The organism is Sphingomonas chlorellae (assembly GCF_056485145.1).
Window position 1 is genome coordinate 143466 of sequence record NZ_JBQXXM010000006.1, and the last position, 24696, is coordinate 168161.

24 protein-coding genes are annotated in these 24696 nt (G+C 68.4%); 9 read left to right on the forward strand and 15 right to left on the reverse strand.

The window, feature by feature from the left end:
* Positions 1-78: 78 nt before the first annotated feature.
* From ACT3CF_RS15740 to ACT3CF_RS15750, 3 genes are read left to right on the forward strand one after another with little or no spacing between them, the layout of a single operon-like run.
* Complete coding sequence (locus ACT3CF_RS15740) at positions 79-777, forward strand: carbonic anhydrase (protein WP_478424347.1); 699 nt, start codon at positions 79-81, stop codon at positions 775-777.
* Positions 774-2279, forward strand: a complete 1506-nt coding sequence (locus tag ACT3CF_RS15745; RefSeq protein WP_478424349.1) for a SulP family inorganic anion transporter — start codon at positions 774-776, stop codon at positions 2277-2279. Before ACT3CF_RS15740 ends, ACT3CF_RS15745 begins: the two co-directional genes overlap by 4 nt.
* Positions 2280-2311: 32 nt before the next feature.
* Entirely contained in the window at positions 2312-2641 is a 330-nt protein-coding gene (locus ACT3CF_RS15750) for a hypothetical protein (RefSeq protein ID WP_478424350.1), read from the forward strand.
* Positions 2642-2644: 3 nt separating this feature from the next.
* Here the strand turns inward: ACT3CF_RS15750 and ACT3CF_RS15755 are convergent, their stop codons facing one another.
* The 3 genes from ACT3CF_RS15755 to ACT3CF_RS15765 form a co-directional block, all read right to left on the reverse strand.
* Positions 2645-3454: a gamma-glutamyl-gamma-aminobutyrate hydrolase family protein gene (locus ACT3CF_RS15755; RefSeq protein ID WP_478424352.1), complete on the reverse strand. Its 810-nt coding sequence runs from the start codon at positions 3452-3454 to the stop codon at positions 2645-2647.
* Complete coding sequence (epsC, locus tag ACT3CF_RS15760; protein WP_478424354.1) at positions 3451-4425, reverse strand: serine O-acetyltransferase EpsC; 975 nt, start codon at positions 4423-4425, stop codon at positions 3451-3453. The genes ACT3CF_RS15755 and epsC overlap by 4 nt, the downstream gene beginning before the upstream one ends.
* Before the next feature lie 240 nt (positions 4426-4665).
* Positions 4666-5724, reverse strand: coding sequence for a helix-turn-helix domain-containing protein (locus tag ACT3CF_RS15765; protein WP_478424356.1), 1059 nt, complete (start codon positions 5722-5724; stop codon positions 4666-4668).
* Between the two features lie 423 nt (positions 5725-6147).
* Between ACT3CF_RS15765 and ACT3CF_RS15770 the strand changes: the two genes are divergently transcribed.
* The 4 genes from ACT3CF_RS15770 (at position 6148) to ACT3CF_RS15785 (ending at position 10340) form a co-directional block, all read left to right on the forward strand.
* Positions 6148-7107, forward strand: a complete 960-nt coding sequence (locus tag ACT3CF_RS15770) for a GAF domain-containing protein (protein WP_478424358.1) — start codon at positions 6148-6150, stop codon at positions 7105-7107.
* A 160-nt stretch (positions 7108-7267) separates the two neighbouring features.
* On the forward strand, positions 7268-8785 hold the full coding sequence (adh, locus tag ACT3CF_RS15775; RefSeq protein ID WP_478424473.1) for an aldehyde dehydrogenase: 1518 nt from the start codon (positions 7268-7270) through the stop codon (positions 8783-8785).
* 120 nt (positions 8786-8905) lie between these two features.
* The gene (gene adhP, locus ACT3CF_RS15780; protein ID WP_478424360.1) at positions 8906-9937 is read left to right on the forward strand and encodes an alcohol dehydrogenase AdhP; all 1032 of its coding nucleotides are present in this window, start codon (positions 8906-8908) and stop codon (positions 9935-9937) included.
* A gap of 19 nt (positions 9938-9956) precedes the next feature.
* Complete coding sequence (locus ACT3CF_RS15785; protein ID WP_478424362.1) at positions 9957-10340, forward strand: DUF779 domain-containing protein; 384 nt, start codon at positions 9957-9959, stop codon at positions 10338-10340.
* Positions 10341-10413: 73 nt separating this feature from the next.
* Here the strand turns inward: ACT3CF_RS15785 and ACT3CF_RS15790 are convergent, their stop codons facing one another.
* Complete coding sequence (locus ACT3CF_RS15790) at positions 10414-10869, reverse strand: Ros/MucR family transcriptional regulator (RefSeq protein WP_478424364.1); 456 nt, start codon at positions 10867-10869, stop codon at positions 10414-10416.
* A 307-nt stretch (positions 10870-11176) separates the two neighbouring features.
* On the opposite strand from ACT3CF_RS15790, the gene ACT3CF_RS15795 reads away from it, so the two are divergent.
* Positions 11177-13402: a putative bifunctional diguanylate cyclase/phosphodiesterase gene (locus ACT3CF_RS15795; protein WP_478424366.1), complete on the forward strand. Its 2226-nt coding sequence runs from the start codon at positions 11177-11179 to the stop codon at positions 13400-13402.
* Positions 13403-13526: 124 nt separating this feature from the next.
* Here the strand turns inward: ACT3CF_RS15795 and ACT3CF_RS15800 are convergent, their stop codons facing one another.
* Positions 13527-15404, reverse strand: coding sequence for a HAMP domain-containing methyl-accepting chemotaxis protein (locus ACT3CF_RS15800; RefSeq protein ID WP_478424368.1), 1878 nt, complete (start codon positions 15402-15404; stop codon positions 13527-13529).
* 300 nt (positions 15405-15704) lie between these two features.
* Between ACT3CF_RS15800 and ACT3CF_RS15805 the strand changes: the two genes are divergently transcribed.
* Positions 15705-17087 carry an alginate export family protein gene (locus tag ACT3CF_RS15805; RefSeq protein ID WP_478424370.1) on the forward strand — a complete coding sequence of 461 codons (1383 nt, stop codon included), beginning with the start codon at positions 15705-15707 and terminating at the stop codon, positions 17085-17087.
* A gap of 23 nt (positions 17088-17110) precedes the next feature.
* Here ACT3CF_RS15805 and ACT3CF_RS15810 read toward each other — a convergent pair whose 3' ends face one another.
* From ACT3CF_RS15810 to ACT3CF_RS15855, 10 genes are all read right to left on the reverse strand, one after another.
* Positions 17111-18283 carry a serine hydrolase domain-containing protein gene (locus ACT3CF_RS15810; RefSeq protein ID WP_478424372.1) on the reverse strand — a complete coding sequence of 391 codons (1173 nt, stop codon included), beginning with the start codon at positions 18281-18283 and terminating at the stop codon, positions 17111-17113.
* A 116-nt stretch (positions 18284-18399) separates the two neighbouring features.
* Positions 18400-18804 carry a glycine zipper 2TM domain-containing protein gene (locus tag ACT3CF_RS15815; RefSeq protein ID WP_478424374.1) on the reverse strand — a complete coding sequence of 135 codons (405 nt, stop codon included), beginning with the start codon at positions 18802-18804 and terminating at the stop codon, positions 18400-18402.
* A gap of 65 nt (positions 18805-18869) precedes the next feature.
* Positions 18870-19292 (reverse strand): hypothetical protein, encoded by a 423-nt coding sequence (locus tag ACT3CF_RS15820; protein WP_478424376.1) that lies wholly within the window; start codon positions 19290-19292, stop codon positions 18870-18872.
* Between the two features lie 99 nt (positions 19293-19391).
* Positions 19392-19544, reverse strand: coding sequence for a hypothetical protein (locus ACT3CF_RS15825; RefSeq protein WP_478424378.1), 153 nt, complete (start codon positions 19542-19544; stop codon positions 19392-19394).
* A gap of 373 nt (positions 19545-19917) precedes the next feature.
* Entirely contained in the window at positions 19918-20106 is a 189-nt protein-coding gene (locus ACT3CF_RS15830) for a hypothetical protein (RefSeq protein WP_478424380.1), read from the reverse strand.
* A 110-nt stretch (positions 20107-20216) separates the two neighbouring features.
* Positions 20217-20429, reverse strand: a complete 213-nt coding sequence (locus ACT3CF_RS15835; RefSeq protein WP_478424382.1) for a cold-shock protein — start codon at positions 20427-20429, stop codon at positions 20217-20219.
* Between the two features lie 146 nt (positions 20430-20575).
* Positions 20576-22219 carry a hypothetical protein gene (locus tag ACT3CF_RS15840; RefSeq protein ID WP_478424384.1) on the reverse strand — a complete coding sequence of 548 codons (1644 nt, stop codon included), beginning with the start codon at positions 22217-22219 and terminating at the stop codon, positions 20576-20578.
* A 159-nt stretch (positions 22220-22378) separates the two neighbouring features.
* The gene (locus ACT3CF_RS15845; RefSeq protein ID WP_478424385.1) at positions 22379-22615 is read right to left on the reverse strand and encodes a hypothetical protein; all 237 of its coding nucleotides are present in this window, start codon (positions 22613-22615) and stop codon (positions 22379-22381) included.
* Positions 22615-22812: a type II toxin-antitoxin system RelB family antitoxin gene (gene relB / locus ACT3CF_RS15850; RefSeq protein ID WP_478424387.1), complete on the reverse strand. Its 198-nt coding sequence runs from the start codon at positions 22810-22812 to the stop codon at positions 22615-22617. The genes ACT3CF_RS15845 and relB overlap by 1 nt, the downstream gene beginning before the upstream one ends.
* Positions 22813-22972: 160 nt before the next feature.
* Complete coding sequence (locus ACT3CF_RS15855) at positions 22973-24547, reverse strand: GmrSD restriction endonuclease domain-containing protein (protein ID WP_478424389.1); 1575 nt, start codon at positions 24545-24547, stop codon at positions 22973-22975.
* Positions 24548-24696: the final 149 nt, after the last annotated feature.

Sequence of the window (24696 nt, forward strand, 5' to 3'; positions counted from 1 at the left end):
GCAGCAAAGCGCGGTGCGTATCTCCTGACCGGTCGTTTGCGGGGCGCCACGTGCCCCGCCAGTCAGGGAGCATTCGCCATGAACGAACTGATCGGACGGGTCTTCAGTTTCGAGAAGCAGGTCTTCCCGAACCAGGCCCATCTCTATTCGAAACTCGCGACCGACGGGCAGAGCCCCAAGGCGCTGATGATCTCGTGCGCCGATTCGCGCGTGGTGCCCGAACACATCATGCAGGCCGAACCCGGCGACCTGTTCGTGTGCCGCAACGCCGGCAACATCGTGCCGCCCTTTTCGACGCAGAACGGCGGCGTGTCGTCGACGGTCGAATATGCGGTCGCGGCGCTGAAGGTGCGCGACATCATCGTGTGCGGCCATTCGGACTGCGGCGCGATGAAGGCGCTGATGAACCCGCACATGCTGGAGGGGATGCCCAACGTCGCCGCGTGGCTGCGCCACAGCCACGCCGCCGAATGCGTCGTCAAGCAGGGCTATCCCGAGCTGGAGAACGGCGAATCGGTGCGGACGGCCAGCCTGGAGAATGTCGTCGTCCAGCTTGCCCATCTGCGCACGCACCCCTCGGTCGCGGCGGGGATCGCGCGCGGCGAAATCTCGCTCCACGGCTGGTTCGTCGACATCAAGGCGGGGCAGGTGCTGGGGCTGGACGGCGTGACCGGCCGCTTCGTGCCGATCCGCGACGACCGGCCGCTGCCCGTTGCACTGCCCGCCGCCCAGCGGCTGGCGAGCGATGCCGGCATGCTGGCGGAGGCCGCGGAATGACGCTCGCCCGGCTGTTGCCGCCGAGCATGGCGCGCGACTTCACCGCATCGATCGTCGTGTTCCTGGTCGCGATGCCGTTGTGCATGGGGATCGCGATCGCGTCGGGCGTGCCGCCCGAAAAGGGGTTGATCACCGGCATCATCGGCGGCGTGATCGTCGGTGCGCTCGCCGGATCGCCGTTGCAGGTGAGCGGCCCCGCCGCCGGGCTGGCGGTGATCGTGTTCGAACTGGTGCGCGACCAGGGCCTGTCGGCGCTGGGGCCGATCCTGGTGCTGGCGGGCGCGATCCAGCTGGTCGCGGGCGTGTTGCGGCTGGGCGGATGGTTCCGTGCGATCTCGCCCGCAGTGGTGCACGGGATGCTCGCGGGGATCGGCGTGCTGATCGTCGTGGGCCAGTTCCATGTGCTGTTCGACGCGCGACCGCTGTCGAGCGGGCTGGAAAACCTGGCGGCGATGCCGGGCCGGCTGCTGGGGCTGAGCCCCGACCTGCGTTCGACCGAGATCGCGCTGATGCTGGGCCTGCTGACGATCGTGGTGATGCTCGGCTGGGAAAAGCTGCGTCCCGCGGCGCTGAAGCTGGTGCCCGGCGCGCTGCTGGGCGTGATGGCGGCGACGATCGTCGCGTTCGCGCTGGGGCTCGACGTCACGCGCGTTTCGGTGCCGGAGAATATCGCGGCGGCGGTGACGCTGCCCGGATCGGACATGTTCGCGCGCTGGCTGGACCCGGCGGTGCTGACCGCGGCGATCGCGATCGCGTTCATCGCGAGTGCCGAGACGCTGCTGTCGGCCGCGGCGGTCGACCGGATGCACGACGGTGTCCGCACCGACTACAACAAGGAACTGCGCGCGCAGGGCGTCGGCAACCTGCTGTGCGGCGTCGCGGGCGCGTTGCCGATGACCGGCGTGATCGTGCGCAGCTCGGCCAATGTCCAGGCGGGGGCGCAGACGCGCGCCTCGGCGATCCTGCACGGCGTGTGGATCCTGGGCTTTGTCGCGCTGTTGCCGTGGCTGTTGCGCGAGATCCCGATGGCGGCGCTGGGCGCGGTGCTGGTGGTGACGGGCGCCAAGCTCGTCAATGTCAGCCATGTGCGCCACCTGTTCCGCGATCACGGCCTGTTGCCCGCGGCGATCTGGGCCGTGACGCTGGTGCTCGTCGTCGCCGAGGATCTGCTGACGGGCGTGCTGGTGGGCATCGCGCTGTCGCTGCTCGAGCTGATCCCGCATGGCCGCGCGCTCAAGCTGAAGGTCGATGCGCAGCCGCACGACAGCGGCCACACGATCGCGCTGGCGGGCGCCGCCACGCTCGTCGCGCTGCCCCGGCTGTCGGACACGCTCGACCGGGTGCCCGAGGATGCGCCGGTGAAGCTCGACGTGTCGCGGCTTTCGGGCGTCGATCACAGTTGTGCCGAACTGATCCGGGAATGGCTTGCGCGACGCCGTGCCGGCGGGGCAACGGTGCAGGTGGAGGGCGCGAGCGATCGCGTCGCCCGACTCGCGGCCTGATCCGGTCAGGGGCCGATGAGGGGAACGCCGTGGTGCCCGCGCGCCACGGCGTTCTTGCGTCGGGGCGGCTTGCCCCCGGCGCGCGGATCGCCCAGAGCGCGGCGATGGATTTCGAGGATCTGCTGCTGCGCTATTTCGGCACTGCCGAGATCGGCGCGATCGCGCCCGGCGCGCTGGAAACCGGACTCGACCGGCTGCGCGTCGATTTCGGGCTGGAACAGGACCGCGGGCGCCGGTTCGGGTTGTGGGCGCTGCTCTATATGCTCGGCGCGGCACCGGCGCCCGACGATGCGTTCGAGGCCGCGGCCGACCGCGAAGCGGCGCGCAGCTTCATGGACCTGGCCGACGATTTCGACGGCTGACGCCTAGCAGCCGGCCGCCCAGCTCCGCTGCGCCTGGGTGCGCAGCGCGTCGCCGAACAGCCCGAAAAAGGCGCGGCCTTCGGGCGTGGCGGCGGCGTTCCATTCGGGATGCCATTGCACCGCGACCACCGGGCCGCCGCACGGGTTCGCCGAGAACGCCTCGGTCAGCCCGTCGTCGACCGCGATCGCCTCGACCGACAGCCCGCCGCCGAGCCGGTCGATCCCCTGTTCGTGGACCGAATTGACCGTCAGCCGCCGGGCGCCCGTGGCGCGCGCGAGCAGCCCGTCATCGGCGAAGGCGACGTCATGGCCGTGTTCGAACAGCGCGTCATAGCCCGCGCCGGGGGCATGGCGCAGATGTGCGTCGAGGTCGCCGCGCAGCGTGCCGCCGAACAGCACGTTCAGCTCCTGAAGCCCGCGGCAGATGCCGAACACGGGCTTGCCGCGTTCGATCATGCACCCGGCGAGCGCCAGTGCGACCTCGTCCCGCTGCTCGTCGAGCCGGTCCTCGGCGAGCGGGCAGCCGCCATAGCGCGCCGCCGCGACATTCGAGCGCGAGCCGGTGAGCAGCAGCCCGTCGAGCCGGGCGGCAAGGCTGCAGATATCTGCCGCATCGGCGAGTGCGGGGACGAGCAGCACCGTCGCGCCCGACAGCGCGCCGAGCGGCTCGATGAAGCGGCTGGCGACCGCCTGGATCGGACGATCGGTGGTCTCGTTGCAGCACAGTACCCCGACCACCGGGCGCGGCGGACGCTCGGGCGCGCAGCCGGCGCGACGGAGCGCGGGAAAGCGCGGGGCGAAGGGCGCGTTCACGGCTGTCCTCCGCGCAGTTCGGCGGCGAGTTCGCGCCCGGCGAGCGGATCGAGCCGGATCGCCTCGGGCTGGACGACGACGCTGCCCGCGGGCACGTCGCGCAACAGCCAGACATTGCCGCCGATCGTGCTGCCGCGGCCGATCGTCACGCGGCCGAGGATCGTCGCGCCGGCATAGAGGATCACGTCGTCCTCGACGATCGGGTGGCGCGCATAGCGGTCGCGCGGACCGACGGGGGCGAGCCCCAGCGGCGTGCGCGCGCCGAGCGTGACGTGCTGATAGACGCGGACATTGGCGCCGATGATCGCGGTCTCGCCGATGACGACGCCGGTGCCGTGGTCGATGAAGAAACGCGGGCCGATCGTCGCGCCCGGATGGATGTCGACCCCCGTGCGCGCGTTGGCGAGTTCGGAGATGATCCGCGCGACGATCGCGGCGCCGAGCTTGTGCAGCTCGTGCGCGATGCGGTGGTGGAGCATCGCGATCGCGCCGGGATAGCTGATAAGGATCTCGTCGGTGCTGCGGGCGGCGGGGTCGCCGACGAACGCGGCCTCGACGTCGCTGTCAATCAGCGACCGGACGTCGGCGAGCGTGTGCGCGAACAGCCGCACGATGCGTTCGGCCTGATCCTCGTCGAACGCCGCGTCATTTTCGGCCTGCCAATAATCGAGCTCGCGCGCGATCTGGGTGCGCAGGATCGCGAGCGCCTGTGCCAGCCGTTCGGCGACGAAGCCGTCCTCGCCCGCGACATCGCCGCGATAGCCGCCGAGCCGTACCGGGTAGAGTGCTGCGGCGAGGTGGTGGATCGCGGTGGCGAGCGCGGCGGGGGCGGGGAAATGCGCCGCCGGCGGTCGGCCGGGATGGCCGTGGCGACCGTCACGCCACGCCGCCCGCGCCGCCGCGAGACCGGCGAGCGCGACGTCGAGTTCGGGGGCGAAGTCGGTGCGGGGGAAGGGGTTGTCGGCGGCCATGGGTCTAGCCCGGCACCCGCATCGCCGCGATCCGGCAGGGCATGCCGCGGGCGGGGAGCGGGGCGGGGCAATCGAACAACGGCATGGGCGACGCTTCCTTATGCTGGCGCCCGCCCCAGGGGGGACGGGGACCGGCCGACGATCCGTGCCCCCCGCAGGACGGGCGCACGGCGCGGCGAACCGGCACACAAGATTATTTTAGAGCGTCGCGCGCGGAAGCAACGAATCCTTGGGCACTGCCTATCCCCGCTTGGCGTCGTCAACCGCATGGTCGCCATCGGCCCGCGCCGCGAACCAGTCGACGAGCGGGTTGGAACGGCTTGCCGATGCCTCGCCCCCCGTCGCGGCCGCGGCGGCGCTGCGCGCCTCGGTCGGGCTCATGCCATAGGTCGCGCGAAAGGCGCGCGCGAAGCTGGCATCGCTGCCGAACCCCCAGCGCCGCGCGACGCGGCCGACATGAACGCGGCGGTCCGAACCCTGGCGCAGATCCTGGAAGGCGCGGCGGAGCCGTTCGCGACGGATATAATCGGCGATGCTGCCATAGCGCGAGAACAGCCGGTAGAGCGTCGCGCGCGATACGCCGAAGCGCCGCGCGATCGCCGGGGCGCCGAGCGCGGGGTCGGCGAGGTTGGCGTCGATATAGCGCCGGATCGCCAGCGCGACCGAATCGTCGACCGCCTCGCTGCGCCCGCGCTTGTAGACCGCGCGGCGGAGCGTCGCGGCAAGCAGCGCGACGGTAGCGTCGACGAGATCGTCGGCCTGCTCCGCCTCGAGCTCGGGAACGATCTCGTCCATCGCGAGCAGGTGACGGCCGAGCAGCTGCGTCATCCCGCGTTCGCGCGGCAGGACGAGGCCGTGCAGCCCCTCCATGTTCGGCAGCCGCGCGCCGAGCAGCGTGCGCGGCACCGCCATGTTGAGATTGTCGAACGCATCGGCTTCGGTGCGGAAGGTGCTGGCCAGGTCGAGCACGCAGATGTCGCCGGGCCGGATCTCGATCGGGGCGCTGCCCGCGGTGCCGCGATAGCCGCCCTTCACGTAGAGCTGGATCAGCACATGATGGTCGCCGCCGCGCGCCAGCACATGTTCGTCGCGGATGAAGCGCTGGGCGGTCGACCGCGCGCGGCCGAACAGCATCGGGCCGATCTTGTAGCTGTTCACCGTCGCGTTGAACGGGCGGATGCCCAGCGGCTCGACATCGAACAGCAGCCGGACCGCCGCGCGCCACACCTCGAGTGCTTCCTGCGGCGGGTGTCCGGTGCCGTCGAAGGTGAAACCCGGGACCGGATTGGCCGGTTTCACGCGGGGTTCCATGAATTTCGTCTCAATTTCGGGCCAGCCTGTCTCAGGCGCATCGCGCTGGTTGACTCGTTACGGGCTAGCCCGCTTAGGCGCGCGGAGCAAGCGGTGCGCGTCCGGCGCGCTGCATCCCCCTGTGCCATGGCGGTTCCGGTTCCCGTCCGCGCGGGGGATGCGCGCGCCGTCCGGGGTGGCGAGCGCCGTGCGCGGGGAGCCGGCCCATACCGGCCCGCCCTGCCGTCCTTGCCGGACACCGGGGAACCGCCGCCTGCTCGAGCCGAGTGGGGCGGATCGCGGTGGCGGAGGACGTCCGACAGATCGGCATGGGCGCTGCGTCCGGATCGCGAGATCCGGACGCAGATCCGGGATTCATCCAATTTGACCTTTCCGTCCGCTGCAATCATGCTGCGTGGCGGAGAGGAACGCATGACCCACATGGGCAGCAATCGCCATGCCGAGCGCGTCCTCGGCGCGGTTCAGTCGGCGAGCAGCGCCGCGGTCTCGCCGATCGCGGCATCGTGGTGCCGTTCGGCGCTGCGCCACCGGCTCGACCCGGCATCCCCCCCCAAGCGCGACCTGATCGGTGCCGCGGCGCTCGCCCAGCGGCGGGCCGAGCGCGAGCCGTTGCTGGCGGTCGCGGCGCCGGTGCTCGACCAGATGTTCCGATCGGTCGGGCGTTCGGGGTGCGGCGTGATGCTGAGCGATGCCGAGGGCGTGATCCTGGAGCGTCGCGTCGCCGAGTCGGACGGTGAGATCTTTGCCCGCGCCGGGCTGAGCGAAGGCGCGCGCTGGGGTGAGGACGCCGAGGGCACCAACGGCATCGGCACCTGCCTGTTCGAACGCCAGCCGGTCGTCATCCATCGCGACCAGCATTTCGCCAGCCGCAACATCGGCATCAGCTGCATGGACGCGCCCGTGCACGACCCGCACGGCCAGCTCGTCGCCGCGCTCGACGTGTCGAGTTGCCGCGACGATCACGGCCCGGCGCTCGCCGAGATGATCGCGGGGCTGGTGCGCGAGGCGGCGCGGCGGATCGAGCGCGACTATTTCTGCCGCCATTTCGCCGATGCGCGGATCATCTTCCTGGCCGACGACGCGGCGAGCGGCACCGCGCTGCTGGCCACCGATCGCGACGGGCTGGTGGTCGGCGCGACGCGCGCGGCGCGGCTCAAGCTGGGGCTGGGCGAGGCACGCTTCATCGAGCCGCGTCCGGTCGAGCAACTGCTGGGATCGCGCGAGGCGCCGTCGTTCGGCGACGGCGATCGCGCGGTGCTGCGCCGCGCGCTGGCGCAGGCGGGCGGCAATGCGAGCGAGGCGGCCCGGCTGCTGGGGATCGGGCGTGCGACGCTGTATCGACGGATGGCGCGGGCCGGGTTGCGGCCGTGAGCCGGCGTGTCGCGGCCGACTGTCTCAACGGTGAGACAGTCGGGAGCCGTAACGTCGGCGCTGCCGCTTCCCGCGCACGCGCCCGCGGCTAGGATTGTCAGTGAAGCGCCCGCCGAGAAGGGCGCAGCAACCCCCAGGAAGAGGACCAGGCACAATGGATATGCCCGTTGCCGGCGCCGCCGGTGCGCTAATCGCTCCCTTTGCCAAGCGTTACGAGAACTTCATCGGCGGGCGCTGGGTCGCCCCCCAGGCCGGACGCTATTTCGACAATTTCTCGCCGATCCACGGCAAGGCGGTGGGCGAGATCGCCCGTTCGGATGCCTCGGACATCGAAAAGGCGCTCGACGCCGCGCACGCCGCGGCCGACGGCTGGGCGCGGACGGCCCCGGCCGAGCGCGCGCGCGTGCTCAACCGCATCGCCGACCGGATGGAAGCCAATCTGGAAAAGCTGGCGATCGCCGAGACGTGGGACAACGGCAAGCCGATCCGCGAGACCATGGCGGCGGACGTGCCGCTGGCGATCGACCATTTCCGCTATTTCGCGAGCTGCATCCGCGCGCAGGAAGGCGGGCTGAGCGAGATCGACCACGACACCGTCGCCTATCACTTCCATGAGCCGCTGGGCGTCGTCGGCCAGATCATCCCGTGGAACTTCCCGCTGCTGATGGCGGCGTGGAAGCTCGCCCCCGCGATCGCGGCGGGCAATTGCGTGGTGCTCAAGCCCGCCGAACAGACGCCGGCATCGATCCTGGTGTGGGCCGAACTGATCGGCGACCTGCTGCCGCCGGGCGTGCTCAACATCGTCAACGGCTTCGGGCTGGAGGCGGGCAAGCCGCTCGCCTCGTCGAACCGCATCGCCAAGATCGCCTTTACCGGCGAGACGACGACGGGCCGGCTGATCATGCAATATGCGAGCGAGAACCTGATCCCGGTGACGCTCGAACTCGGCGGCAAGTCGCCCAACATCTTCTTCGAGGACGTCACGCGCGAGGACGATGATTTCTTCGACAAGGCAGTCGAGGGCTTCGTGATGTTCGCGCTCAATCAGGGCGAGGTCTGCACCTGCCCGAGCCGCGCGCTGATCCACGAGAAGATCTATGACCGCTTCATGGAGCGCGCGCTGGCCCGCGTGAAGGCGATTGTCCAGGGCAGCCCGCTCGACCCCGCGACGATGATCGGCGCGCAGGCCTCGTCCGAACAGCGCGAGAAGATCCTGTCGTACATCGACATCGGCCGGCAGGAAGGCGCCGAGCTGCTCACCGGCGGCGCGGCGGCCGATCTGGGCGGCGAGCTTTCGGGCGGCTATTACGTCCAGCCGACCGTGTTCCGCGGCCACAACAAGATGCGGATCTTCCAGGAGGAGATCTTTGGCCCGGTGGTGTCGGTGACGACGTTCAAGGACGCCGACGAGGCGCTGCACATTGCCAACGACACGCTGTACGGGCTGGGCGCGGGCGTGTGGAGCCGCGAGGCCAACACCTGCTATCGCTTCGGCCGCGCGATCAAGGCCGGGCGCGTGTGGACCAACTGCTACCACGCCTATCCGGCGCACGCGGCGTTCGGCGGATACAAGCAGTCGGGCATCGGGCGCGAGACGCACAAGATGATGCTCGACCATTACCAGCAGACCAAGAACATGCTGGTGAGCTATAGCCCGAAGAAGCTCGGCTTCTTCTGATCCGCACCCCCGCACCCCGTTCGTCCCCGCGTTAACGGGGTGCGTCCCCCTGCCGCGCGGCTCCGGTCAGCCGCCGCGGCAGGGGCCATGATTGGCAAACGAGACAAAGGAAGCGTTGCAATGGCAAAGACCATGAAAGCCGCCGTCGTCCGCGAATTCGGCCAGCCGCTCACCATCGACGAAGTTCCCATTCCCGAAGTCGGCCCCGGCCAGATCCAGGTCGCGATCCAGGCATCGGGCGTGTGCCACACCGACCTCCACGCCGCCGAGGGCGACTGGCCGGTCAAGCCCAAGCCGCCGTTCATCCCGGGGCACGAAGGCGTCGGCTTCGTCTCCGCCGTCGGTGCGGGCGTGCGCCATGTGAAGGAAGGCGACCGCGTCGGCGTGCCGTGGCTCTACACCGCCTGCGGGCACTGCGTGCATTGCCTGGGCGGGTGGGAGACGCTGTGCGAGAGCCAGCTCAACACCGGCTATTCGGTCAATGGCGGCTTTGCGGACTATGTGATCGCCGATCCGAACTATATCGGCCACCTGCCCGACAGCGTCGGCTTCATCGACATCGCGCCCGTGCTGTGCGCCGGGGTGACGGTGTACAAGGGGCTGAAGATGACCGACACCAAGCCCGGCGACTATGTCGCGATCTCCGGCATCGGCGGGCTGGGCCACATGGCGGTGCAATATGCCCGCGCGATGGGCCTCAACGTCGCGGCGATCGACATCGACGACGCCAAGCTCGACCTCGCGCGCCGGCTGGGCGCGACGATCACGGTCAACGCGCGCAACGAGGATCCCGCGACGGTCATCAAGCGCGAGACCGGCGGCGGCGTGAACGGCGTGCTGGTGACGGCGGTGAGCGAGCGCGCGTTCGAGCAGGCGGTCGGCATGGTCGCCCGCGGCGGCACGATCACGCTCAACGGCCTGCCGCCGGGCGATTTCCCGCTCAACATCTTCGGCATGGTGCTCAACGGCATCACCGTGCGCGGATCGATCGTCGGCACGCGGCTCGACCTGCAGGAATCGCTCGACTTCGCCGCCGACGGCAAGGTCAAGGCAACGGTCGAGACGGCGCGACTCGACGACATCAACACGGTGTTCGACCGGATGCACAAGGGGCAGATCGAGGGCCGCGTCGTCCTCGACATGCGCCACTGAGCCGGGGCGGGGAGCGGCCATGACGACGGGTGCGGGCACGGAAGGGGTGGCGCGCGTGGTCGCCACGCCGGCCGCGCTCGCGCTCATCGTCGAATTGCAGGCCGAATATGGGCCGATCCTGTTCCACCAGTCGGGCGGCTGCTGCGACGGATCGTCACCGATGTGCTATCCGGCCGGCGAATTCCGCACCGGCGCGAACGACGTGCTGCTGGGCGCGGTGGGCGGCGCGCCGGTGTTCATCGGTCGCGCGCAGGGCGAAGCCTGGGCGCATACGCAACTGATCCTGGACGTCGTGCCCGGACGCGGCGGGATGTTCAGCCTGGATAATGGCCGCGAAGTGCGTTTCCTGACGCGCGGCCGTGTGTTTTCCGAGGCAGAGCGGCGCTGGCTGGCGCCGCTCTGATCCCCGGAAGCGGGAGCTGCGCGACCTCCATTCCCCGGTACCGCGCAGTTCCCGCACCCTTTTTCCGTCCCGGTTATTCGCCGGCGCCGCCCTTGCCGCGACCGCCCTTGCGCGTGCGCGTCGGCGCACGACCGAGGCCGAGCTTGACCGCGGTTTCGCGGCGGAACGCGGCATAGTTGGGCGCGACCATCGGATAGTCGGCGGGCAGCTTGTAGCGCTGACGATATTCCTCCGGCGTCAGCCCGTGCGTGGCGAGGTGACGCTTGAGCATCTTGTATGGCTTGCCGTCGATCATGCTGATGATGACGTCGGGCGACGCCAGGCTCTTGCGCACCGAAACGGGCCGTTCGAACACCGTCTCGGCCGGTTCTTCGGCAGCGGCGGCGGGCGTCTCGGTCGCCTGAAGCGACTCATAGGTGGAACGGATCAACTGCGGCAATTGCTCGACACCGACGCGATTGTTCGACACGAACGCCGAAACGATATCGGCGGTGAGTTCGATCAGGTTCGTTTCGTTGGGTTGCGACATCCTTTTCCTCCATGACCCGAGACGTGTGGTTTCAATATTGCAGTATATAGACGAACAACGCGTTGAATAGCCGGATTCGCGTTTTGATTGCTGAACAGCGTGCGCGCGCTATGCTTCTGTCTTGCTTCGATTAATATTGCTGCCCCAGCCCGTACTTGTCCCTAGCGGAAACAGTCGGAGGATATTCTGCGGCGGATTTCGCGACGGGCGGACACCTTAAGGACAAGTGCGGAAGTCCACGGAAAGTCGAGCCCAACCATAACGACGCTAACAGGCTGGAAAAGCCGATCCGGAGGATGCGTCGTTGTTGCAGGGTTCCAAACTGGCGGTCGGCCTGAGGGCCTGGGTGATCGTTCCGATCGGGACGGCCATGCTGGTGATCTTTGCGATGATCGGCGTCGGTCTTTACTGGGCGGCCGCGCAGAGCGACGATATCTCGACCGCGCGCCAGTTCCGGGTGACCGAACAGGCAATCACGCTGAGCGGTGACGAACTGGCGCGGCAGCAGGAAACGGTCGCGATCTGGGACGAACTGATCGAGCGCATCCGCACCGCGGCGCAGAACCGCAAATGGCTCGACGACAATGCGGGCGTTTGGCTGCACAACCTGTTCGGCCATGACGAGATGTTCGTGCTCGATGCAAGGGACCGGCCGCTCTATGCGATGATGGCAGGTGCAGGCGTGGCGCCCGAGCGGTTCGAGACGCGCCGTGCAGCGCTCGCGCCGCTGATCGCGCAGCTGCGCACCGAACGGCCCGCGCCTCCCGTCATTCCCGGACGGCCGCCGCGGGCGGTCCGCACGGGTGACCTGATCCGCATCGATGGACGGCTGGCAGTGGTGAGCGCGATGCGGATCGCCCCGCTGACCCCCGCCGAGCGGCTGTTGCCGGGCGAGGCACCGGTGATGCTGTGCCTGCGCTATCTGGGGCCGGCGTTTCTGGCCGAACTGACCGAGCGCGACCTGATCGAAGCGCCGCGCATCTCGCCTGTCGGCGCAACGGCGGCGGGCGAGGCACAGGTGCCGCTGCACAATCGTCGGGGCGAGACGGTGGGCTATTTCGTGTGGCGCCCCGAATTGCCGGGAACGGCGGTGCTCGCCTCGCTGGTGCCGCTGGCCGTTGTGGGCGGGGCGTTCATCGCCGCGTTGCTGGCCGTGGTGTGCGGCTGGCTGCTGCGGACGACGCGGCGGCTGCACGGGACCATGGTGCAGTTGCACGCGAGCGAGACCGAGGCGCAGCACATCGCGTATCACGACATGCTGACCGGGCTGGCCAACCGCGCGTGTTTCGAGGACCGGATGGATCATGCGCTGGCGCAGATGCGGCGCGGGCGCGGGGGCTTCACGATGATGCTGCTCGACCTCGACCGCTTCAAGCATGTCAACGACACCTTCGGCCATCAGGCCGGTGACGCGCTGATCCAGCAATTCGGCTCTAGGCTTTCGGCGATGCTGCGCAGCGAGGATCTGCTGGCGCGGCTGGGCGGCGACGAGTTCGCGATCCTTGCGGCGGGCGATGCCGATCGCGGGGCGATCGACGATCTGTGCCGGCGGATCCTGGACGCGGTGCATGCGCCGTTCGACGTGCTGGGCAACCAGGCGTTCGTGGGCGTGAGCATCGGGGTGGTGCAGGCGCCGCAGGGCGGTTCGGACCGCGTCGAACTGATGCGCCGCGCCGATATCGCGCTTTATCGCGCAAAGGCCGAGGGACGCGACTGTTTCCGCCATTTCAGCGCGGCGATGGATGCCAAGGTACGGATGCGCAGCACGATCGAGGAGGACCTCCGCGGTGCGCTGGCGAGCGGCGAGGGGCTCGACCTGCATTTCCAGCCGCTGGTCGACGATGCGGGCAAGATCGTCGGGGCAGAGGCGCTGCTGCGTTGGGAGCACCCGCTGCATGGCAGCGTCTCGCCGCAACAGGCGGTGCCGATCGCGGAGGAGACCGGGCTGATCCTGCCGCTGGGCGAATGGGTGATGCATCGCGCCTGCGCCGCGGCGCGTCGCTGGCCTGAACTGTTCATCGCGGTCAACCTGTCGCCGGTTCAGTTCCGCGCGGCGGGCTTTGCCGAGCGCATGCTGGCGATCGTGCGCGAGGCGGGGGTTTCGCCGCAGCAGATCGAGCTGGAAGTCACCGAGACGGTGCTGATCGACGACGACGACAAGGTGCGCGACGCGCTGATGCTGCTGCGCCGCGCGGGTATGCGGATCGCGCTCGACGATTTCGGCACGGGCTATTCGTCGCTCAGCTATCTGCAGCGGTTCAAGGTCGACAAGATCAAGATCGACCGCAGCTTCGTCCAGCATCTGGGGGAGGGTGAAGAGGCGGGGGCGGTGGTGTCGGCGGTGGTCACGCTGGGGCATGCCATGGGGCTGACCGTTACCGCCGAGGGCGTCGAGACGGGCGACCAGCGCCGCTTCCTGGAGCGCGCGGGATGCAACCAGATGCAGGGCTATTTCTTCTCGCGCGCGCTGGCCGAAAAGGATTTCGAGCGACTGGTGGCGAAGCCCGCGCGGCGGCACGGCGCCGCCGCCTGAGCCGCCTGAGCGCTGCGGCGGCGCAGTCGGTGCTGACAGGCAGACGCTGACAGTGCTCCGAAACAGAACGGGCGGGGATTGCGCCCCGCCCGTTCGTTCTTTCGCCGATGCAGCCGCCGCAGCGTCAGAAGCTGGTCCAGTCGTCGTTGCCGGCGGCGCCGTTCATCGCCAGCGGCTTGACCGGCGAGACATAGGGCTTGCTGCCATTGGCTGCCGCGCGCGCCGGTGCGGCGGCGCGGGGGGCGGGCGACGGACGCGCGGCGGTAGCCGGCGCCGCTTCGCCGATGCGGAAGCGCGATGCCTGTTCGGCAAGCTGCGCCACCTCGTTCGACAGGTTGCGTGCGGCGGCGGAGGTTTCCTCGACCATCGCGGCATTCTGCTGCGTCGACTGGTCCATCGTGCCGATCGCGACGCTGACCTGCGAGATCGCCGAGGACTGGGCCTGGTTGTCGCGGGCGATATTGTCGAGCAGGCTGTGGACCTCGCCGACATCGCCCGAAATCTCCGCGAGCGCCTCGTCGACCTTCTTCACCATTTCCACCGCCGAAACGATGTCCGACTGGGTCGCGGTGAGCTGTTCGCGCGCGCGGCTCGCTTCCTCTTCCGAGCGCATCGCGAGGGCCGAAACCAGGTCGGCGACGACGGCGAAGCCGCGGCCAGCCTCACCCGCGCGACCGGCCTCGACGGCGGCGTTCATCGCGAGCACGCGCGTCTGGAACGCGATCTTGTCGAGGCCCTCGATCACGCTGTCGATGCCCTTGGCGCTTTCGGCGACGCGGGTCATCGCGCCCACCGCCTCGTCGGCGGTGCTGCGGCCGTTGGCGACGGTGTTGATCGCATCGTCGGCACGGCCGACGGTCTGTTTGGCCGCGTCGGCGGTCGCCTTGAGACGCCCGTCCATCTGCGTGACGGCGGCCGAGGTTTCCTCGAGGCTGGCGGCGTTGGATTCGGTGCGGCGGGCAAGGTCTTCCGACGCCTGCGCGATCTCGGCCGAGCCGGTGCGGATCGAGGTGGTGCTTTCCATCACCGACCCGATCAGGTCGCGCAGCGCGGCGAGCGCGCTGTTGAAGTTGGCCTTGATCTCCTCATAGGCCGGCGGGAAGCTGGCGCGGATGTCGGCGGTGAGGTCGCCCGCGGTCATCGCGGCCAGGCTGTCGCGCAGCGCACGGGTAACGGCCGCCTGTTCCTGCGCCAGCCGATGGTCGGCCTCGGCGCGGGCGGCGGCCGATGCGCGGAACTGTTCGACCGCGCGTGCGATCGCGCCCAGTTCGTCGCCGCGCTCGCAATGGGGAACCGGCGCATTGCCGCCATTGGCGAGCGTTTCGGTGGCGTGGCTCAACTCGGCCATCGGCGCGGCGACGGTGCGGCCGATCACCAGCCAGATCGCGGCGAGCCCGCCGAGCGTCAGCAGCGACAGCAGCGTCGTGACCAGCGTGGCGGTGTTGCTGGTGGCGTGGCCCTGGACGTTCGCGGCCTCGGCGCGCTCGCGCGACATGCGCAGCAGCTTTTCGGTCTGCTCGCGGGCGGCCTGCGATGCATTCTTGCCGTCGCCCTTGATGACCTTGAGCGCCCCGGGAAGATCGTTGCCGCGGCGCAGCCCGAACATCGACTGGTCGACCTGGACGAGCGACTGGATCAGCCGTTCGAGCGTCGAAACCTCCGGCGCGAAATCGTCGCCGGCAACCTTGCGATAATCGGCGAGATCCTCCTGGAGCGTCTTCTCGTTCTTGGCGAGGCGCTCTTCGAGGCTCTTCATATCCTTGGCATCGGCGGCGGCGTAATAGCTGTAGACGATGATCCGGCGTTCCTTGATGTCGCTGACCAGATCGGTCAGTTCGGCCATCGAGTTGACGCCCTGACTGACATGCTGCTCGGCGATCGCCGTCAGCGTGTGGTTCGACACGAAGCCGTTGATGACGAGCCCGCCGACCAGCAGGCCGAGCGAGGCGAAGGCGACCAGCAGCTTCTTGGCGAGGCGCCAGTTGTTTATGGTTTCGAGCATGGGGAGGTGTTCGTGCCCTGGATGAACTGGAACATCGGTGACGATGTGCCCCATCCGCCGCGGACGGGGTCCCGTCATTATAGGACGCCGGGGGCGGTCAGGTGCAGAAGCGGCACGCAATGATGCGTGGTATGCAATCCGTCGATGCCGTAGCGGCGAAACGCTTTTTTGGGGAGGATTGCGGTCGGGATGGCGCCGCGGCGTCTATGAAGCGCTGACCCGGGTCAATTTTCGGGCACGGCGACGGTCTCCCCGATGGTCACCGCCCGGCCCCATCCTTTCAGCGAACGAGACGACGTGATGCACGCCCCCCAAGCCGACCGCAGCCTCCGCCTTGCCCGCGCCGCGCGCCTGTCCGCGCTGACGTTGACGACGTTGCCGTGGCTGGCGGCATTGCCCGCCCATGCCCAGACCGGCCCGGGCAAGAGCGAGGGGCCGCTGACGCTCGACGCGAGCATCCGCGCGCGCTTCGAGACGATCGACGGCCAGTTCCGCCCCGGCGCCCCCGACAGCGGCGCGCTGATGCTGCGCACGCTGCTTCGCGCCGAGTACAGGACCGGCGCCGTCCGGATCGGCGCCGAGATCGAGGATGCGCGCGTCTATTTCGAGCACGACAACGCGCCGATCGGGACGACCGAGGTCGACACGGTCGAGCCGGTCCAGGCCTATCTCGCCGTCAAGACCGGCCGCACGACCGAGTGGACGCTGGGCCGCATGACGATGGACCTGGGGTCGCGCCGCTTCGTTTCGCGGCAGGCGTTTCGCAATTCGACCAACGCCTATACCGGCGTGCGCTTCGACTGGCGTCCCGAGAAGGGCAGCGGGATCACCGCCTTCTGGACGATGCCGCAGGACCGGATGCCCAACGACAGCGACGGTATCCACGACAACCGCGTCAAGCTCGACCGCGAGCGGCTGGAGCAGCAGTTCTTCGGGTTCAACGCGAACAAGGCCAAGCTGGTCGGCAATGTCGGTGTCGAACTGTTCGGATACCGGCTGGTCGAACGCGATGCGCCCAATTTCGCGACGCGCAACCGGCGGTTGTGGACCGTGGGCGGCCGGGTGCTGCGTGCGCCGGCGCGCAACCGCACCGATTTCGAGTTCGAAGGCGCGTGGCAGGGCGGCACGACGCATGCGAGCGCAGCGGCAAGCGACCGTGCCGCGCTGCCCGTCGACGCGCATTTCATCCACGCGGCGCTGGGACACAGCTTTACCGCGCCCTGGTCGCCGCGTATCCAGCTTGCCTATGACTATGCCAGCGGCGACACCAAGGCGCGCAGCTATGGCCGGTTCGACACGCTGTTCGGGGCGCGGGTGTTCGAATATGGGCCGAGCAGCCTTTATGGCCCGATCGCGCGCGCCAACCTCCAGTCGGTCGAGGCGCGCGTCGAGGTGAAGCCGGGCAAGCGCGCCGACGGCTATCTGGCGGTACGACCGCTGTGGCTCGCCTCGGCGACCGACAGCTTTGCCGGCACGGGCGTCAAGGATGCCAAGGGCGTTTCGGGCCGCTATGCCGGCACGCAGATCGACGCACGGCTGCGCCGCTGGCTGATGCCCGACCGGCTGCGGCTGGGCGTGGGCGCCGCGATGCTGATCAAGGGCCGGTTCCTGACCGATGCGCCCAACGCACCCGCCCGCGGCGACACGCATTACGCCTTCAGCGAACTGACGCTGACGCTGTAGGCCGGCCGCGGGCGCCGCCGAGGCTACGGCTTGCCGAGCCAGGTGTTGATCAGCGGCTGAAGCTGTTGTTCGAGCGCGACCCCGCGCTGCGACCCGCCGACGCCGTCGTTCATCGCGACGAGCGCCCAATAGCCCCGGTCGAAATCGATCCACGGCGTCCATCCAAAGGCGCCCGGGCTGGAGATCAGCCGCGCGGCGCCGCAGGCCGGGGTGAACGGCGTGGCATCGCATTCGTGCCAGGCGGCAAGACCATAGTGCCATTCGCCGTCGGTCACGGTGACGTCGGGCGTGTTGAGCACGGTCACGCCGGCGGTGCGATCGGTGGTGTAGCTGGCGATATCGGTCAGCAGGCGGCCGCCGAGCATCGCGGCGAGGAAGCGCATATAGTCCTCTGGCGTCGCGACGGCGCCGCCGCTGAGCCGGGGGTTGGTCGTGCTGGGGGTGACATAGCCGGTGGCGCTGGTCATCCCCGCCACATCGGCGACCTGTTCGCGAAAGATCTGGGGAAAGGGCTTGCCCGTCGCCGCCTCGGCCATCGCGCCGGCGATCTGGAGATGCGCCGGGCCGTAATAGAAGGCGCTGCCCGGCGGCGTGTCGAGCCCGCGGGTATAGAATTGCTGGGCGCAGGCGGCGATGGTGGTGCTGCCGTCGCTGATGCACTGGCGGTCGATTTCGCTGTAGTTGAACCCCGAGGTGAAGCTGAGCAGTTGCTGGAGCGTCACCTGGCTGCGCGGATCGGCGGGGTCGCTGGTCCAGTAGGAGAGATATTTCTGCGGATGGTCGTCGAGCCGCATCCGCCCCGCCTCGACCAGCCGGAGGATGGTGACGCCCGACAGCATCTTGGTCGCCGATGCGATCGGCAGCGCGCTCGTCGGGCCGACCTTGCCCTTCTGGTAGGTGTAGACGACGCCGTCGCGGGTGCCGATCGCGAAATAGATGTCGGCGACGGGCGAGGCGTCGATCGCCGCCTGGATCGCGGCGGTGCTGGGGACCGGCGTCGGCGTCGGGCTGGGCGAGGGGGCCGGGGTCGGCGCTGGCGTCGGGCTGGGGGTCGGCGCGGGCGACGATCCGCCCCCCGAACAGGCGGCAAGCGCCAGGGCGAGTACGCCCAGCAAGGCAGGACCACGGAGAGCCGTGGCGGAGAGGGCGGCGCGGCGACGGACGCTGAACATGTGGCGGGCGATCCCTGATGTCATTCTGGCTCGCGCCATAAAACACCGCAGGCCGCGTCATGCCCACCCCCCGAAGTGTAACCATTGTGCAACCGCGAAGGGAGCGGGTTACGCGAACCCGCTCCCTCTTGCGGTTCAGCTCAGCGGCAGCGGACGTCGCCCTTGTCGACCGACTGGCCGATCGCCGCGCCCGCCGCGCCGCCGAGCAGCGCGCCGAGCAGTTCGGAACCGCCCGGGGCGATGGCGGCGCCGAGCGTCCCGCCGGCGAGTCCGCCGACGACGAGCCCGGTCGTCCCGTCGGGGCGACGGCAATAATAGCGGCCGTCGCGACCCCGATAGACGCGGTCGCGCTGCGACAGGCGGCGCTCGCGGTAACGCGGGCTGTCACGATAATAGCGGTCGGCGTCATAGCCGCCATAGCTGGGATCGGGACGATTCCAGTCGTAGCGGCCATAGCCGCCGCCGGCACGTTCGGGGCCATAGCCTCCCTCGGCACAGCCGGCGAGCATTCCCGCGGCCATCAATCCCAGCAACAGCGTGCGCATCCTCGTTCCTCCTGGTTCGGCCCCCCGTCGGCAATGCGCGGGGCGGTGAAAAGGTTGCCGCGGCGTCACGATCCGGCCGGGATCACCGCGGGGCGGAGCGCGTCGCGCTCGGCGGCGGGGACGGGCGCGGTGGGGTCGGGGCGGAAGGCGTCGACGGCACGGTCGCCGGGGCCGGGACGGTCGGGGCGCATCAGATCGGTGGGGACATGCCCGCCGGCATCCGACGCCGGGCCGGCCGAACGTGCCGCGCGGCGGGGCGCGTCGGGCGTGGTGCCGGTGGGATGCAGCGGCCCGGGGGCGAGCGGTTCGCCGGCGCGGTAGCGGTGACGGGCGAGCCGGAGCACGGCAAAGGCCCCCGCCGCCACGGTGCCGAGCACGGCGCCGAGCGAGAGGGTGCCGATCGCCAGCGGCGACAGCGGCGTGCCGCCCGCGGCCCTGGCGGCGGACGGACGGGCAGATTTTCCGGACGAAGGGCTATTCGCGGCCATGGGCAAAATCCTTTTGCTTTTCAGGATTATGCCCGTCCAACGGCCGGTGCGGCCGCGCTGTTCCGCGTGGATTGCCCCAATCGTTCCCGCAGCCGGTGTTTAGCCGAGCACCTCGATCACCGCGGCGCGGGCGACGGCCCGTTCGGCGGCGCGCTGCGCCAGGGCGGCGCGGGCGGGGTTGGGCAGCGGGAAAATGGCGCTGAGGCCGGTACGGGTAATACGGGTTTCGTGGACTCGATTGAAAAAGTTCATTCAGGCTCCTGTGCAGGTTACAGTGAAAGGCGACGCAGCGACCCCATCGGGCCGTCGCCGCCGCCATCCGCCGGGGATGCGCGGCATCGTCCGGACGAACCGGGGCCGACGCGTTGCAGCGGATAAGGATCGGAAGCGCATTCGGTTCCCGAAGGACCGGCGATCGCCGCGATATGCGGCGAAGCGCTGCCGGAACACCAATATAGGCGGTGCGCGCGGCCGCAACAAGGGCGACCCCGCAAAAGCCGGCGCCCGACGGCGGCGTCCGCAGCCCGGGCGGACCGGGTCCGGCCGATCGGCGACGCGTGCGCGGCGCCTGCGCGCCTTGGCGGTCGCGCGGCCGGTCGCGCGTCAGGGGCGCGTCAGCGGCGCGTCAGTGGCGCCCGGCCTTTTCGGCGTCGTTGCGCGCGCGCTGGGTCGCGACGCGTTCGGAGCGCGCGGCCATTTCCTCCCACGCCGCCTTGGCGCGGAGATAACGGTCGCGGACATTGTCGAGATCGCTGCCGGCGGCGAGCGCGGCGGCTTCGTCGGCGCGGGAGCGGAACAGTTCGGCTTCGGTCATGGCAGTCCCCTTCGCGGGCCGCGAGCAGCCCAGTTGCGGACGATGTGGACGGCGACCGGAAACGGGGGCGCGCGATCCGCCAAGCGAAAACGCGCGCCCGGGCGTCCGGATCAGTCGGCCGGCTGAAGATTGACCGCTGCGGTCTTGCCGCGGCGATCTTCCTCGAGATCGTAACGCACGCGCTGGTTCTGCTGAAGCGTCGCCATGCCGGCGCGCTCGACCGCGGTGATGTGGACAAAGGCGTCGTTGCCGCCGGTATCCGGCGCGATGAAGCCATAGCCCTTGTCGGCATTGAAGAACTTGACGGTGCCGGTGATGCTCATGCGTGTTTCCTTACATTGGCGGCGCGCCCCGTGCGGGCAAACCTCGTGCTTCAGGGGCAGGGATGGAAGGAAAACGGAGCCGCAAAGCACCAGTAACCGTCGATTTGCGACTGTAGCCAAACGGATATGGGGTGCCGCCCCGCCGATTACAAGCGGCGCCAGCCGGGCGGCAGCGCTGGGCGGTCCGGATGATCGGGTGCAGCGGGGTCGGGGGCAGGGGCGGCGCCGTCGGGCGCGGGGTCGCCGGCGCCGGGGCGTGCAGCGGCGGGAGGGGCCGGCGCAGCGGCATCGTCGGCGCCTGCATCGCCGTCGCCGTCGTCCTCATCGCCGTCGTCCTCATCGCCGTCGTAATCCTCGCCGTCGTCGTCCTCGTCGTAATCCTCTTCGTCGTAGTCCTCTTCGTCGTCGTCCTCGTCGTCGTCCGCCTCGTCATCCGTCGCGTCGTCGGGCGCCGCGTCGGCCCGCTCGCCGCGCGCGGGCGGGGCGGCGGTTGCGGGGCCGAAGCCCGCCCAGTCGGGCTCGGGCTCGACCACGCGCGGCGCGGGTTCGGGCGGGCCGCCGAGATCGGCGCGCGTCAGCGGCGCGTCGGACGGCGAAGGCGCGGGGGGCGCGAAATCGGCGGGGCTGAGCCGATCGGGCGGCGGCGTTTCGGCGTCGGGGATCGGCGGGAGCACGGCGTCGGCGGCGAGGTCGGCCGCCGGGCCGTCGACCGCGCACGCGGCGAACCAGGCGTCGCGCGCGGCGGCATCGTGCGTGCGGCGCACACAGAGCCGGGCGCGATAGGGCGCCTCGACCGCCGCCAGCTCGGCCTCGCTCAGCTCGCGCGAATAGCCGGGGGCGCCATAATCGCCGCTTTCGTCGCCGTCGAAGCCGGGCGCGGGCGGAAAGCGGGTGCGCCATTCCTCGAGCGTGTCGTCCCACCACACCGGCGGGCGATCGGCGCCGGTTTCGGCACCCGGACCGGCATCGGCGGCGGGCGCCGGAACGGGGGCGGCGTCGGCGCGAAGTTTACGAAGTTTAGGATGCTCCCACGTATCGGCGGCGGGCGGCGGCGCGAGCGCGACGAGCCCCGCCGCCTCCGCCCGCGCCCATTGCGCCGCGGTCCATTCGGCGCGCGCGGCGGGATCGAGATCGGCGAGCCCGGCATCGGCGGCGCGGCGATCGCGCAGCCAGGCATCGGCGCGGGCGAGCGCGCGGACGGGGGCGAGATCGTCGGGCGCGGGCGCCGCATCGGCGTTGCCGAGCCGCCGCGCGAGGAACAGCCCGGCCCGCGCGGGGCCGCCCTCGCGCTCGACCAGTTCGAGAAAGGCTTCGAAATCGGTCGCGACGAGCCGCGCGGCGGCATGATCGGTCGCGCCCGCGGCGCCCTCTGCCAGCCGGTCGAGCCGCGCGAGCATGTGCATCGCCAGCCGGTTGTCGTGCCGCTGGCGCGTGACGACCGCGCCGTCGGGGCGCGTGACCGTCTCGCAGGTGCCGTGCACCGCGCGTTCGAGCAACTGGTCGGCGAGGTGATCGCGCGCGAGCAGCAGCGCCGCCTGCCAGCCGAGCGCAAACGCCGCGCCGCGCGCCGACCGCCGCAGCGCATAGGCCGAGGTGACCGACATGCCGATCGCGGCGCAGGCATAGGTGATCGTGTGCCCTTCGGCGAGCAACTGAAGAAACCGCTTTTGCCGCGCGGCCGTCCACCCGTCGGCGCGCGCGGCGCTCGGCGCATGATCGACCAGCATATCGAGCGAGAATGCGCCGCCGCCGTCGATGGGGGCGGGGCGGATGTCGGCAGATGCGTTCATCGGGCGTCTCCTGCGAATACCGAGGCGACTCACCAGATATGCCGGATGAGGGGTTGTAGGACAGCGTTTTGTTGCTGGTTTGTTCTTTTTTGGGGCGGTGGGATGGCATCGTCGCCGGGGGGCGAGCGTCACGCGCTCGGTGCGGCCGTCGGCGTGATCCTATTGGAGCGTGCAGGCGCCGTGGGTGCAGATCACCCGCTCGGCGCCGTGCGGGTGCATCTCCCACGAATCCCGGCTTGTCGAGAAGGCGAACTGCGAGATCAGTCGGGCCTCCCGCCCGTCCGCGGCGTGGCGGGCGGCATAGGCCTCGAACCCGTCGGGGCCGGTGAAGTCGGGCTCGACGGTGGCGCTGGCGGCGCGGCCGAGATGGGCGGGGTTGGTGGGGAGGTGGGGCATCAGTCCTGCGGCTTTTTGGGCCGGTCGAGGATCGCCTGTACCTGCGCCATGACGACTTCGTGCGGGATGCAGGGGCGGGGGTCGGCGAGCGCCTTCTCGATCTTGGCGCGGAACCATGCGTCATAGGCTTCCGGTGAGGGGATCGGCCCCGGCGGTGCCGGGTAGTATTCCGGGAAATCGGAGTCGTCCTCAGGCATGGCCGGAGGATGTCGCGAAAAGGGAGAAGGAAGAAAGGGCTTACAGGCTAGGCAGCGGCAGCTCTCTCGAGCACCACCGACTAACCTGTCGCTTAACATAGAGCAAGTGAACAGCAACTGCTCTACCGCTAACGCTCATACTGCTCGCTTAGGGATGACGCTATAGCTTCCCCATGAAGCGGAGAGCCGTCTCGTATAGCATATTAGATCGATCAGATAAGAAGATGTCGAAGTCGTCGCTAAAAAGTGATTCGGGTATAGCGTTGCTCGGAAGGAGATTGATCACGTCGCTGCTTAGCTTCGACTTGTATTCAGAAGGGGGTTTTGAGCCAAGCTTTTTATTGTCGGATGCTGAGAGCATGCAAAAGTTTGCCAAGCAATTCACTCTCGAAGAATCAATGCCATTCTTCTTAAGGTATGCTTGGGGAAACAGGTGGTGGAATTCTGATTTATTGCCCGCAGCAAGCACTCGATTTAGGTGTACAAGTGTACCGTTAACGATTGATCTGGGCTGAAGATTTGCGAGCATTAGAATGAACGATTTCGTATCGACCGTTCCTGCTATGAACCTCCGATCCAAGAACAAGTCTGGTGACATATTCACCTCGAAATGTCCGAGCGTGCTTGGCTCATTGTTTCTCAGGCGTTTTGCTTCTTTGATGTCCTGTTCGAGGTTTCGTTTCGTTGCACTGCTGTATCGCCGCGAAAAAGAAGCTCGCCAGAACCATCTTTTAATCACATCAACTTGGTCTTGGTTTAAGGATATCTGCTGGTCTTCCGAGCTCGCGAAAAACGCAGTCAATGGAATCAAGATCGTCGGATAGGGGAGATTTGCAAACTTAACTATTCCCAAATTGTCTCGTAGAAAATCGATGGATTTGAGTATCCCGCCGCGAACAATCGAGAGTATATCTCTGACCTCTGTTCCAGTCACGGTAAGTAAGCTCTCGGGGCTTTCCTTATCAATTAGAACGGCGGCGGTGCAGCGAAGCAAAAGGTCTGTGTCGTCACCTATTGCTTCAAATCCAAAAGGTTCAAGCTCGCCTGCAAGCTCCTCAAACTGCTGACGAAGCTCAAACTCTTCGCTCCAGGTCCAAGCAGAAAGGAGCTGGAAGGTGTCAAGCGGAACGCCCTTCCGGTTGATCCGTTCAAAAACAATCGCTATTTTCTGCTTCTCTTCTGTTTCCACCATTGAATATGGAAACATCGTCTGCTCGAATCGCTTTCGGAGTTGATCTAGCTTATTGGCCAGATCCTCGTCGAAGCCCCGAGTGGCTCGACGGTACTCTGAAGAGTCAAAGATGATTTTCAGCGGGAAGTGCTTCTCCGGGTCGACTTCATGGTCACCAAGGGCGGAGAATTGCGTAGTTTGGTTGTCATCAGATGTAACGTAATCGAAATATATATCTTTCCACTCGACCTTATCAGACCGTGGTAGCCCATCAGCGAAAACACCTAGAATAGACGTAAGTCGCTGCTGACCATCAAGCACATAATCGATTGGGTAATCTGCCGTGGGTTCCGGCACCGTGAAGGGCCCCAAGTCTCTTTCCTGCGAAAGCTTCGTCTTTGTTCTCCAGAGGAGAACGCTTCCGAACGGATACCCCTTGTAGATGCTGTCCATCAAGAACGCTACATCGTCCGGGCTCCAGACAAACCCTCTTTGAAACGCGGGGATGCGCAACTCCCCGCGTTTCAACTTTCCAACGATTTCCTCAATGAACAGTGCAGCCATCTCTTAGCCCGTAAGTTAGCGTCTGCTTCTCACTCTATCTGCTTGCACGGCGCTGACAAGTAGCCTCACTCCGCCGCCACCTTCGCCGCCTTCGCCTTCCGCGGCTTGAGCAACGGCGCCAGATACCGCCCGGTATAGCTGCCCGGCAC